The 12,757-nt window shown below is 62.9% G+C and carries 10 protein-coding genes; 7 read left to right on the forward strand and 3 right to left on the reverse strand.

Annotated features, from left to right (window positions below):
* Positions 1–153: 153 nt before the first annotated feature.
* Positions 154–1,107 (reverse strand): response regulator, encoded by a 954-nt coding sequence (locus tag ACP15I_RS14250; protein WP_424975599.1) that lies wholly within the window; start codon positions 1,105–1,107, stop codon positions 154–156.
* The gene (locus tag ACP15I_RS14255) at positions 1,094–4,438 is read right to left on the reverse strand and encodes a hybrid sensor histidine kinase/response regulator (protein ID WP_424975600.1); all 3,345 of its coding nucleotides are present in this window, start codon (positions 4,436–4,438) and stop codon (positions 1,094–1,096) included. Before ACP15I_RS14255 ends, ACP15I_RS14250 begins: the two co-directional genes overlap by 14 nt.
* A 236-nt stretch (positions 4,439–4,674) precedes the next feature.
* Here ACP15I_RS14255 and urtA point away from each other — a divergent pair, with 236 nt between their 5' ends.
* The 7 genes from urtA (at position 4,675) to ACP15I_RS14290 (ending at position 11,250) form a co-directional block, all read left to right on the forward strand.
* Positions 4,675–5,946: an urea ABC transporter substrate-binding protein gene (gene urtA / locus ACP15I_RS14260; protein ID WP_424975601.1), complete on the forward strand. Its 1,272-nt coding sequence runs from the start codon at positions 4,675–4,677 to the stop codon at positions 5,944–5,946.
* A gap of 85 nt (positions 5,947–6,031) precedes the next feature.
* The gene (urtB, locus tag ACP15I_RS14265) at positions 6,032–6,958 is read left to right on the forward strand and encodes an urea ABC transporter permease subunit UrtB (RefSeq protein ID WP_424965199.1); all 927 of its coding nucleotides are present in this window, start codon (positions 6,032–6,034) and stop codon (positions 6,956–6,958) included.
* 13 nt (positions 6,959–6,971) lie between these two features.
* Entirely contained in the window at positions 6,972–8,144 is a 1,173-nt protein-coding gene (gene urtC, locus ACP15I_RS14270) for an urea ABC transporter permease subunit UrtC (protein ID WP_424975602.1), read from the forward strand.
* A 9-nt stretch (positions 8,145–8,153) separates the two neighbouring features.
* The gene (urtD, locus tag ACP15I_RS14275) at positions 8,154–8,903 is read left to right on the forward strand and encodes an urea ABC transporter ATP-binding protein UrtD (protein ID WP_424965201.1); all 750 of its coding nucleotides are present in this window, start codon (positions 8,154–8,156) and stop codon (positions 8,901–8,903) included.
* 12 nt (positions 8,904–8,915) lie between these two features.
* The gene (urtE, locus tag ACP15I_RS14280) at positions 8,916–9,605 is read left to right on the forward strand and encodes an urea ABC transporter ATP-binding subunit UrtE (RefSeq protein ID WP_424965202.1); all 690 of its coding nucleotides are present in this window, start codon (positions 8,916–8,918) and stop codon (positions 9,603–9,605) included.
* 22 nt (positions 9,606–9,627) lie between these two features.
* Positions 9,628–10,857: a formamidase gene (gene fmdA, locus ACP15I_RS14285; protein ID WP_424965203.1), complete on the forward strand. Its 1,230-nt coding sequence runs from the start codon at positions 9,628–9,630 to the stop codon at positions 10,855–10,857.
* Positions 10,858–10,914: 57 nt separating this feature from the next.
* Positions 10,915–11,250 carry an FmdB family zinc ribbon protein gene (locus tag ACP15I_RS14290; RefSeq protein ID WP_424965204.1) on the forward strand — a complete coding sequence of 112 codons (336 nt, stop codon included), beginning with the start codon at positions 10,915–10,917 and terminating at the stop codon, positions 11,248–11,250.
* A gap of 97 nt (positions 11,251–11,347) precedes the next feature.
* On the opposite strand, the gene ACP15I_RS14295 is transcribed toward ACP15I_RS14290, so the two are convergent.
* A complete protein-coding gene (locus ACP15I_RS14295) occupies positions 11,348–12,529 on the reverse strand; it encodes a hypothetical protein (RefSeq protein WP_424975603.1) in 1,182 nt (393 codons plus the stop codon).
* Between the last annotated feature and the right edge of the window lie 228 nt (positions 12,530–12,757).

A 12,757-nucleotide genomic window follows, 5' to 3' on the forward strand; every position in this document is an offset into this window, starting at 1 on the left:
GTTTGTGAAGGGCGTTGTCCTCTGGCCTTGCGGCCTGACAGGGATCCTCTTGCGAGGGCCACCAACACCAATGAATGGCGCGCTTATACGCATCGCCCTTCTGGTGTCAACGGCTGTCGCGCACTGGCGTGGCCCGGGGGCGATTTGGCGCGCTCAGGCGCCTGATTTGGTCTGCATAACGGCGCCGTTCAGCTGCGCCTCGCCATGGAGCACCCGGTCCGCCAGCACCGCGGCTGAGGTGCGATTCTCTACCCCCATCTTCTGGAACACCTGTTCGAGATGCTTGTTGATGGTGCGCGCGCTCAGGGACAGGATCTGCGCAATATCGCGGTTCGACTTCCCCATTGAGAGCCAATAGAGCACCTCGGCCTCGCGCGGCGTCAGCTGAAAGACCTGCGCCAGAAGCTCCTCGGGTGCCATTTCGGCCGCCGCGCGGACCCGCAACAGGATCTCCCGCGAGGGTGACGAGCCAAGATAGGAGATCTCGCAATCCCCTTCGCGGTAGGGCGTGGCGCTGGAGATCGGCGCGCTGATACAGGCCCGCAGCCACTGCCCGAAGGCCTGCCCGGAAAAGAGCTCCCGCGCGCAGGTGATCCCGCCCCGGGCCAGTTCCTCCTGGGCCTTGGGGCTGCTCCAGACAAGCTCGCCGCTGGTATTGACGGCGATCACCGTGCGGCCCGTGGTGTCGAGCGCCTCGCGCGCGCTCTGGATCATCTTGGCATTGATCATGTGGATCGTGATCCGGGCCAGCAGTTCGTCGACCACCACAGGCTTGGTGACATAGTCGACACCGCCGGAATTCAGGCCTTTCACGATATGTTCGGGCTCGGTCAGCCCCGTCATGAAGACGACCGGCGCCGGGATCGGGTCCGCGCCGCTCTTCATCCGAAGGCAGGTCTCGAAGCCGTCCATCTCGGGCATGACCGCATCCATCAGAACCACGTCCGGCGCGATCCGGCGGGCCAGATCGATGGCGGTGGCGCCACTGCGTGCGACGATCACCGTGATGCCGTTCTCTTCGAGAACCGAGGCCACCATGCCGAGAGAATCCGGATCATCATCCACCACAAGTGCAATATCGTGACGATCCCGATCAGCTGGCAACATCGCGCGTGTCCTTCAATACATCAACAATCCCCGGCAGGTCATAGAGCCCCGCCATCTTGTTCAGCCGCACCAGCATCGACCCTCGCAAGCTGCCGTTCTCGGCCAGCTCCGCGATCCGCTCGGTAAGCGCCCGGGCCATGCCGTTCCGGGCCAGCTCGATCAGGGCGAGCCGGTCCTCATCCGAAAGCTCCGAGACCGCGACCCCGGTGGGCGCCGTGGTCTCGGTCATCACCAGCTCGAGCCGCAGAAGCTCGGCGATCCGCACCAGAAGGTCATCGAGGCTGTAGGGCTTTGCAACGAAGGCATCGCAGAGCGCGACCTCTCGCGGGGGCGGTTTGCCGACCCGCGCATGCCCCGAGACCATCACGATCGGTGTCGCCCGGAACGCGCCCGAGCGCAGCTTCTCGGCCAGGGTCCAGCCATCCTGCCCCGGCAGGTCGATATCCAGCACAAAGAGATCCGGTGAGATGTCATCCAGCATCGCAAGCCCCTGCTCGGCGCTGCCGGCGGTGACCACGGCAAAGCCCAGCGGATCAAAGAAGGATGTGGCGAGTTGCAGATGGTTGCGGTCATCATCCACCACCATCAGCGTCTTGCGCGGCCCGACAAAGCCCCGCACCGCCCGGGTCCGCGAGGGCGAGCCGGTGGTCGCCGGGGCCTGATGGGTGTCCACGGCGACGCTGGGCAGCATCAGCCGGACACGGAACACGCTGCCCACCCCGGGGGTACTGTCCACGGTGATCTCGCCGCCGAGGATCTCGACCAGCAGCTTGGTGATGGTCAGGCCCAGCCCCGAGCCGGTTTCGCGCACGGTGTTGATCCGCTCGAACGGGTTCCAGATCCGTTTGAGGTCTTCGGGCGCGATGCCCACCCCGGTGTCGCGCACCTCGATCACCACAACCTCGTTGCGATAGATGATATGCAGCCCGACCTCACCCTCCTGCGTGTAACGGATCGCGTTGGACAGCAGGTTGATGATGATCTGGCGCAGGCGCTTTTCATCAAAGCTCACCCATTCGGGCAGGGCGCCCGACGTGGTGAGCGAGGATTTGAGGCCCTTCTCACGCGCGCTTTCTTCGAAGATCGCGCTGACCTGCCGCAAGAAAGAGGGAAAGGCGATGCGGTCCCGGCTGATCTCCAGCCGACCAGCCTCGATCTTGGAGATATCCAGCAGACCCTCGATCAGGCCGGCCAGATGCTCGCTGCTGCGCCGGATCGTCTTGACCGAATTGCGCCGCTGCTCGGGGATCTCGGGGTCCTTTTCGAGGATCTGAGCAAAGCCATAGATCGAGTTGAGCGGCGTGCGCAGCTCGTGGCTGAGCCCGGTCATGTAGCGGGTCTTGGCGAGGTTCGCGGCCTCGGCCTTCTCCTTGGCGCGCTGCAATTCGAGATCCGTGCGCTCATGGGCGCGCACCTCGAAAAGCAGGCGCTCGGTCTGCTTCTCGGCCTCGTCGCGGGCCTGATCCTGGCTCTCGCTGATCAGCAGATACATCCAGACCACCACCCCCACGGCGATCATCACCATCGAGAAGATCACCCACAGCACCGCGTCGAAATTCTCGGCATTCTGGAAACTGCGCACCAGAAGCAGAAGCGCCCCGAAGGCCGCCCCCAACAGGGAGGTCACCATGGCAAAGCGGAACATCCGCGACATCAGCACGGTCGCCACGGGCCGCGGGAATATCCCGGTCACGATACTCCTGGACATGTCGGCCAGCCGCGCGTGGGGCTTGCAGGCATCGCGGCAATTGCTGTCCAGCGTGCAGCAGAGCGAACAGATCGGCCCGGTATGGAACGGGCAATGGGTCATGTCCTCGGGATCGAAGGAGTATTCACAGATGATGCAGGTCGAGGCGATCTCATCCGGCGTCGGCCGCGCGATGTAGTAGCGCCCCTTGGTCGCCGCCGCGATCACCGGGGCCAGCACGAAGGAACTGCCCAGCGCGATGAAGGAGGACGTCGCCTCCGCCAGATCGCCAAACAGCCCGCCATAGGCCAGCAGCGACAGCACGCAGGCCGTGGCCATGGCGCCGATCCCCACCGGGTTGATATCGTAGAGATGCGCCCGGCGGAATTCGATCCCCGGCGGGCTGTAGCCAAGTGGCTTGTTCACCACCAGATCCGCGACCAGCGCCCCGATCCAGGCCAGCGCCACGTGGGAATAAAGCGCGAGCGTCTTTTCCAGCGCGCCGAACACGCCCAGCTCCATCAGCAGCACCGCGATGCCCACATTGAACACCAGCCAGACCACCCGCCCGGGATGGGCATGGGTGAGCCGCGAGAAGAAGTTCGACCATGCGATGGAGCCCGCATAGGCATTGGTGACATTGATCTTGAGCTGGCTGAGGATCACGAAAACGCTGGTCAGCAGCAACACCACCAGAGGCGAGTTGATCGTCTGGTTGAAGACGGTCTCGTACATGCGCGTGGGGTCGGTCGCATCCTCCGCCGGGACACCATGGGCGATGGCCAGCGTGATCAGATAGGACCCGGCCAGCATCTTGAGCATACCCAGCACCGACCAGCCCGGCCCCGCCACGATCAGCGCCCCCCACCAGCGGCGCTTGTCCGCCCGGGTCTTGGGTTCGGGCAGGAAGCGCAGGTAGTCCACCTGCTCGCCCACCTGCGCAATCAGCGAGAAGATCACGCCCGAGGCCGCGCCCAGCAGGATCAGCTTGCCCGCATTGTCCACCGGCTCCGGCGTGTTGCCCTGAAAGCTGGACCACCCCTCGATGTCGTAGCCCACGAAGGCGAGGATCACGAAGGGCGTGATATGCAGCACGACCCAGAGCGGCTGGGTCCAGGCTTGGAAGGCCGAGATTTTCGAGAACCCGTTGATCACCAGCGGAATGACCACAAAGGCACTGATCAGATAGCCCAGAACGAGCGGCACCCCGAAACAGTATTCCAGCGCGAGGGCGAGAATCGCCGCCTCCAGCGCGAAGAAGATGAAGGTGAAGGTCGCGTAGATCAGCGAGGTGATGGTCGAGCCGATATAGCCGAACCCCGCCCCGCGCGTGAGCAGGTCGATATCCACGCTGTAGCGCGCGGCGTAATAGCTGATCGGGAAGGCCGTCAGGAAGAGAAAGGCCCCGACCAGCATGATCGCCACGATGGCGATATCGAATCCATAGGTCAGGGTCAGCGCCCCGCCGATCGCCTCCAGCGCCAGAAACGAGATCGAGCCGATCGCGGTATTCGCGACCCGGGCATAGGACCAACGCCGGGCGCGCCGCGCGGTGAAGCGCAGGGCGAAATCTTCCATCGTTTCATTGGCAACCCAGCGGTTGTAGCGCCGCTTTTCCTGAGTTGCACGATAGAGCGTTGCCATATGGCCCCCGGGATCAATCGTCTCAACATACACACGGGCGGGCGCGGCTTAGCTGCGGCTAAGCGCGTCCCTCCGCCCCCTGTGTCCTTTAAGTTCCGTTAACGACCTTACAGGGGAGGAACGCGCACCTGCATACGTCATTCGACGTATAAGGTTTCTGACGCTCTTCGGGAAAAAGTTAACGCAGACGGCAGCGCGCTGCCCGACACGTCAACCTATCCCCACAAGGAGCTGTTATGACTGATCGCAAAACCCCGAAATCCATGTCCGGACCCAGCCGTCGCGCTGTGATGGCCGGCGGCACGGCGCTGGCGGCCTCGCTGTTTTTGCCCAAGGACCTGCGCGCGGCGGATTTCCCGACCGCCGAGGTGAACACGACCGGGCTGGCCGTGACCGACGACACGGTCACCATCGGCATCCTGCACTCCGTCACGGGCACCATGGCGATCTCGGAAACCGGCTCCGTGCAGGCAGAGAAGCTCGCCATCGAGCAGATCAACGCCCAGGGCGGCATCCTTGGCCGCAAGATCGAATATATTCAGGAAGACGGTGCCTCCGACTGGCCGACCTTTGCCGAAAAGGCCCGCAAGCTGCTGGTCAACGACAAGGTCGCCTCGGTCATGGGCTGCTGGACCTCTGCCAGCCGCAAGGCCGTCCTGCCCGTCTTCGAACAGCATAACGGCTTCCTCTACTACCCGACCTTCTACGAAGGCCTCGAGCAGTCGCCGAACGTCATCTATACCGGTCAGGAAGCGACCCAGCAGATCATCGCGGGCCTCGACTGGGTCTCCGAGACCAAGGGCGCCAAAACCTTCTACCTGCTCGGGTCCGACTACATCTGGCCGCGCACCTCGAACAAGATCGCGCGCAAGCATATCGAGAACTTCCTCGAAGGCTCCAAGGTCGTGGGCGAAGAGTACTATCCGCTCGGCCATACCCAGTTCAACTCGGTCATCAACAAGATCCGCCTGCGCAAGCCGGACGTGATTTATGCGATCGTCGTGGGCGGCTCGAACGTGGCCTTCTACAAGCAGCTCAAGGCCGCGGGCATCGACCCGGCTGGCGAGAGCCCGCTCGTGCTGACCATCTCCGTAACCGAGGACGAGATCCGCGGCATCGGTGGCGAGAACATCGAAGGCACCTATGCCTGCATGAAGTACTTCCAGAGCCTGGAAAACGAGAACAACCTCGATTTCGTCCGCGCCTTCAAAGAGATGTGGGGCGAGGACATGGTGATCGGCGACGTGACCCAGGCTGCCTATCTCGGACCGTGGCTCTGGAAAGCCGCTGTCGAAAAAGCCGGTTCGTTCGATGTGGACAAGGTCCGCGAAGCGAGCCCGGGCATCGAACTCACCACAGCCCCCGAGGGCTACGTCAAGGTCCATGAGAACCACCACCTCTGGTCCAAGACGCGCGTGGGTCGTGCGAAGGCCGACGGTCAGTACGACGTCGTGTTCGAGACTGCAGAGCTGGTCGAGCCGGATCCGTTTCCCGAAGGCTACCAGTAAGCTGCAAGCGAGGGAGGGCGCGGTGCCAGGCGCGCCCTCTCCCACTTCTCCCCCGGCGTTTTCCTAATCCCCCCAGAGGTTTGCGATGTTTTCCGACTATTCGATGGGCGAGCTCGGCGCGATTTTCGCGATGCAGGGTTTCGCCGGTCTCATCCTGTTTTCCGTCTTTGTCCTCATGGCCCTGGGGCTCGCCATCATCTTTGGTCAGATGGGCGTGATCAACATGGCCCATGGCGAGTTCATGATCCTCGGGGCCTATGTCACCTACCTGACCTCGAATGTCTTCGCGACCTACCTGCCAGACCTCTTCAGCATCTATTTCTTTGTCGCGATGATCCTCGCCTTCCTTGCCTCGGGCGCCCTGGGCCTGATCGTGGAATGGGGGCTCATACGACATCTCTATAAACGCCCGCTCGATACGCTTCTGGCGACCTGGGGCCTCAGCCTCATCCTGCAGCAGATCTATCGCAGCGTCTTTGGCGCGCGGGAGGTCGGCGTGACGATTCCCGACTGGATGATGGGCTCGCTGCCCCTGACGGACCTCGTGGAGATCCCGATCAACGGGATCTTCGTGATGGTGCTCGCAACCTGCATCTCGATTGCCGTCTACGTGATGATGTTCCGCTCCTCCTGGGGTTTGCAGGTGCGCGCGATCAACCAGAATCGGGTCATGGCGGATGCCACGGGCATCAACACCGCCTGGACCGACCGGCTGACCTTCGGGATCGGCTGCGGCGTGGCCGGTGTGGCGGGCTCGGCCTTTACGATGATCGGCTCCACCGGGCCGACGGCGGGCCAGCTATATATCGTGGACACCTTCCTCGTGGTGGTCTTCGGCGGCGCGGGCAGTCTGCTCGGCACCATCGCCAGTGCCTTCTCGATCAGTCAGGCCCAGTCGATCATGGAATTCTTCCTCTCGGGCTCGATGGCCAAGGTTCTGACCCTGCTCGTGGTGGTCGGCATCCTGATGGTGCGTCCGCAAGGCCTCTTCTCCCTGAAACTGCGCAAGTAAGGAGCTCGACCCGATGCAGGTTTCCTCCAACCGTATCTTCACCCGTCAGGACGTGATTGCTTTTGCTGTGCTGGCTGCCGTGATCTTTGTCCTGCTGCCCCTCGCGCTCGACACCTTTCGTCTGAACCTGTTCGGCAAGTACCTGACCTATGCCTTCGTCGCGGTGGGGCTCGTGCTCTGCTGGGGCGCGGGCGGGATCCTCAGCCTCGGACAGGGCGTGTTCTTCGGCCTTGGCGGGTATTGCATGGCGATGTTCCTCAAGCTGGAGGCTTCGACCCCGGAAAACACCGCGATCCAGTCCACGCCCGGCATTCCCGACTTCATGGACTGGAACCAGCTGACGGCCCTGCCCTGGTGGTGGGAACCCTTCAACAACCTCGCCTTTGCCCTGCTCGCAGTCGTCGCGGTTCCGGTCATCTTTGCCTTCATCATCGGGGTGGCCATGTTCACCCGGCGCGTGGGTGGCGTCTACTTCGCCATCATCACCCAGGCCTTCGCCGCGATCCTCACGATCCTGATCATCGGGCAGCAGGGCTTCACGGGCGGCGTGAACGGGATCACCGACCTGCGCACCCTGAATGGCTGGGACATCCGCACGGATGAGGCCAAGGAACTGCTCTATTACGTCAATGGCGTGCTGCTCTTTCTCTGCCTCGCCATCGCGCAATATGTCCGCAAGTCCAAGCTCGGACGGCTTCTGATCGCCATGCGCGACCAAGAGGACCGGGTGCGTTTCTCAGGCTACAACGTGGCGAGCTTCAAGATCTTCATCTTCTGCCTCGGCGCGGCCTTTGCGGGCGTCGGCGGCGCGATGTTCACCCTGCAGGTGGGCTTCATGTCCCCTACCCTCGTTGGGATCGTTCCCTCCATCGAAATGGTCATTTTCTGCGCCGTGGGCGGACGCCTGTCCATCGTCGGCGCGGTCTATGGCGCACTTTTGGTGAACTGGGCCAAAACCTCGCTCTCGGAAAGCTTCCCCGAGCTGTGGTTGTTGGGGCTCGGCGGTCTTTTCATCGCGGTTGTGATGCTCTTCCCGAACGGTCTGGCCGGTGTCTATTCCGAGCATGTGGCCCCGCGCATCGCGGCCCTGTTCAAGAAGACGCCCCCCGATCCCGACCCCGCCAACACCCCCACCGCGCCGACCTCGACGACGGTCGCGCCAGCCACCAAGACGGCCGCGGAATAGGAGCCAGCCATGCAAGGACATAACCCCAATTTCGTGCTCGCGGTCGAAGGGCTCACGGTTTCCTTCGACGGGTTCAAGGCGGTGGACGATCTCAGCTTCTATGTAGAGCCGAACGAGTGCCGCGTGATCATCGGGCCCAATGGGGCGGGCAAGACCACGGTGCTCGACCTGATCTGCGGACGCACCAAGGCCACGAGCGGGTCGGTGAACTTCAAGGGTCTGGAGCTGCTGGAAAAGCGCGAAGACCAGATCGTCCATGCGGGCGTCGGGCGCAAATTCCAGACCCCGTCGGTCTATGAGGATCTCACGGTCTTCGAAAACCTCGAGCTCAGCTATCCGCGCGGGCATTCGGTCTTTGGTGCCCTGCTCTTTCGCCGCGACCAGGAGGTGCAGGCCCGCATCCAGGAGATCGCCGAGACGATCTTTCTCGATGATCAGCTCGAAGAGAAAGCCGCCTATCTCAGCCATGGCCAGAAGCAATGGCTCGAGATCGGGATGCTGCTGATCCAGGACCCGGAACTGTTGATGCTGGACGAGCCCGTGGCGGGCATGTCCGTGGCCGAGCGCAAGAAAACCGCCGAGCTGCTCAACAAGATCATCAAGGACCGCTCGGTCATCGTGATCGAGCATGACATGGGCTTTGTCGCGGATATCGCGACCCGGGTCACCGTGCTGCATCAGGGCAAGACCCTGTCCGAAGGCTCGATGGAGCGGGTGCAGGCCGATCCCAAAGTCATCGAAGTCTATCTCGGCCACTGAAGGAGATCCGCAATGCTGTCCGTCGAAAACCTCTGTGCGGCCTATGGCGAGTCCGAGGTGCTGCACAGCCTCAACCTGGATGTGAAACCCGCCGAGATCGTGGCCGTCATGGGCCGCAACGGGATGGGCAAAACCACCCTGATGAAGACCCTGATGGGGATCGTGCCCGAGAAAGACGGGAGCGCCCGGATCGGAGACACCTCGATTGCAGGCATGAAACCGCATCAGCGGGTCTCGTCCGGCATCGCCTATGTGCCCCAGGGCCGGATGATCTTCTCGTCCATGACCGTGCGCGAGAATATCGAGACCGGCCTGACCTCGACCGGCTCCAAGACGGTGCCCGAGGATATTTACGAGCTGTTCCCGGTGCTGCTGGAGATGAAATCGCGCCGCGGCGGCAACCTGTCGGGCGGCCAGCAACAGCAGCTGGCGATTGCCCGGGCGCTGGCGAGCGATCCGAAGGTTCTGTTGCTGGATGAGCCGACCGAGGGGATCCAGCCCTCGATCATCCGCGAGATGGCCCGGACCCTGCGCAAGATCCGGGACCAGAAGGGCCTGACGATCATCGTGTCGGAACAGGTGCTGAGCTTTGCGCTCGACGTGGCGGACCGGGTGATCGTGATCGAGAACGGCACTTTCGTCCATGACAGCCCGCGCGACGGGATCGACGAGGCGAAAGTCTCAAAATTCCTATCGGTTTGACCAAGAAGGAGAGGACCTAACCATGGCTGACACACTGATTTCGGTGGATCTCAGCGAGAGCCCGCACACGAATGAGAATGTGCACAATCGCTGGCATCCCGACATTCCGATCAATGTCTGGGTCGAACCCGGGGACGATTTCAAGATCGAGACCTATGACTGGACCGGCGGACAGATCAAGAATAACGACGACGCCTCCGACGTGCGCGACGTGGAGCTGGAACAGGTGCACTACCTGTCCGGTCCCATCGGGGTCAAAGGGGCCGAGCCGGGCGATCTTCTGGTGGTCGATATCCTCGATATCGGCGCCAAGGAAGAGATGCTCTGGGGCTTCAACGGCTTCTTCTCGAAACAGAATGGCGGCGGTTTCCTGACCGAGCATTTCCCCGAGGCCCAGAAATCGATCTGGGATTTCGACGGCATGTTCACCAAGTCCCGCCACGTGCCGGGCGTGAAATATGCCGGTCTGATCCACCCGGGTCTGATCGGCTGTCTGCCGGATCGCAAGATGCTGGATATGTGGAACAGCCGCGAGACCAAGCTGTTCAACACCGACCCGGAGCGTACGCCGCCCCTGGCCGCCCTGCCCAACACCCAGAGCGCGCATATGGGCGCGATGAAGGGCGACGCCCGCGATCAGGCCGCTACCGAGGCCGCCCGGACCGTCCCGCCACGCGAGCATGGCGGGAACTGTGACATCAAGGACCTGAGCCGCGGCTGCAAGATCTACTTCCCGGTCTATGTGGACGGCGCGGGCCTCTCGATGGGGGATCTCCACTTCAGCCAGGGCGATGGCGAGATCACCTTCTGCGGCGCGATCGAGATGGCCGGCTGGCTGCATCTCAAGGTCGAGCTGATCAAGGGCGGCGTCGAGAAATACGGCGTCAAGAACCCGATCTTCAAGCCCTCGCCGATCAAGCCGGTCTATGATGACTACCTGATCTTCGAAGGCATCTCCGTCGATGAGGCGGGCGAGCAGCACTATCTGGACGTGCATGTCGCCTATCGTCAGGCCTGCCTGAACGCGATCGAGTATCTCAAGAAGTTCGGCTACACGGGCGCTCAGGCCTACGCGATCCTCGGGACCGCGCCGGTGCAGGGGCATATCTCGGGGGTGGTGGACATACCAAACGCCTGTGCCACGCTCTGGCTCCCCAATGACATCTTCGAATGGGACATGATGCCGAATGCCAACGGCCCGACCAAGTATCTGGACGGCTCCGTGGACATCCCGCTCGCGCCCGATCTCTGAGTCCTCACCTGAGGGAGGCCTTCGGGCCTCCCATTTTTCCCGCGCCCGGAGACCCCGATGCCCGTTTATGATTACCTCTGCGATGAGTGCGGCCCCTTCACCGCTTTGAATTCCATCGCCAATTACAAAGAGCCCTGCGAATGCCCCGATTGCGCGGCCGAGAGCCCGCGGGTCATGCTCAACGTGCCGCGCCTTGCCATGATGAGCAATGCGAGCCGCACGGCCCACGCCACCAACGAACGCAGCGCTGACAGTCCCAAGCGGTCCAAGAACCACGGGCCGAACTGCGGCTGCTGTGGCGGTGGATCGTCGAAAATGCCCTCGAAAACCCTGCATCACAGCAATGGCGCCAAGTCTTTTCCGACCAAGCGTCCCTGGATGATTTCACACTGACCCCATCAGTCGAGGGTTCCTCCTCCAATGGGGGCAGGGAGGAGAGCGGCGCGCGGGCCCTGGGCCTGCGCGCCTTTTTCATGCGCGGATACCGGGTCTACCGGGTCTGGAACGCCAGCGGCCACATGAAGTCGAGCGGCTTATAGCCCTGCCCGAGATACTGCACCGTCCCGTTTCCATCGGTCATGTTGTAGCCCGGGTGCAGCGCCCCTGCGGGCACCGAAAAGGGAAAGAACGCGCCCGTCTCGGGATTGTAGGACGCGGTCGCGTGACAAGCATGGCAACTCGCGTTGAACCGCGTCCAATAGGCCGCCTGGGCCGTGTTCGGACTGCCGGCGAAATCCTCCATATCCGTATGACCGAGGATCACGGGAACGGTGCCGTTGCCATCCTCGGTGAACCGGATCTGCGTGCCATTGGGCGCGTAGCCCTCGAACCCGAAGCCCCCGATCCCCGCCTCGTCCAGAAGCGCGTCTATATCCGCTTCGCTCAGCGGTGCGCGTTGGGTGATGAAACTGTCGCGGACATGGGCCACGCCCGGGTTGTCGTTGAACTCGAAAGTGCTCCAGAACCAACTGGGGGCCTCGTCGTAGAACATCTGCCCCGGATCCGGCAGGGATTGCATCTTCACCATCAGGTGCAGGCCGCGCCACCAGTATTCCCCGCCCTCGAAGGGAAAGGTCAGCGCGCCCTCGGGCACCGGGCTGCCTTCGGTCACCTGCAGCCAGGACGCCTTGAGCTCGATCGAGCCCACGGGCATGTCCACATAGTCGTTCTTGGTGAAAAACGCCGCGATGCCGCGTTTCGTGGTCAGGTCACTATCGACCAGATAGTCATAGCTGATCTGGTTGCGGTTGACCTCTTCATTGGCGCCGTCCGGATCGGCCGTGGCCACGCGCCCCGCCTCCAGATCCTTTTTCTCGGCCGAGGGTTTCATGGTGCTGCGCGCCATGTTCGAGAAATCGAACGGCACTGCCGTGGCGAAGGTGTCCGGATCCGTGGGCCAGGCCATCCAGAGCGGCACCTGCCCGGTGCCAGACATGCCACGATCCGGATCCGCGATCAGCTGGTTGACCCGGGCAAAGATCATCCAGGCGAGACGCTCGCGATCCGCGAGATCGCCCTCAAAGGCGAAACTGGCGCAATCGGCGGCGAAGGCCGCGTCGGCTTTGGTCAGCCAGCCGGGCCCGGTGCAGGCCTCGGTGCCCTGGGCCTGTGCCGTGCTGGCGCCGATCAGCGCGAGACCGGTGCAGAGCGCGGCCTGTCGAGTGATGGTCATGATGGGTGCCCCCCTTGAATGGAATAGGTTTGAAGAAAGCGAAACGTGGCAAACTGCTGGAACTGTATCCCATTCCGCGCCAATCGGGAGAAAACTTGCCCACTGACTTGGGAAACCTCGCGGTGTCCGCGCACGCAGACAAGGCGCGCGGAGGGCCTGCGCCTTAGCAGGACCGGCCCGAAACCCTTTCAAAAACCGGGCAGGCCCGGCGGCATGTCGCATCCGGGG

It is taken from the genome of Dinoroseobacter sp. S124A (genome assembly GCF_049801015.1).
Classification (GTDB): Bacteria; Pseudomonadota; Alphaproteobacteria; order Rhodobacterales; family Rhodobacteraceae; genus Dinoroseobacter.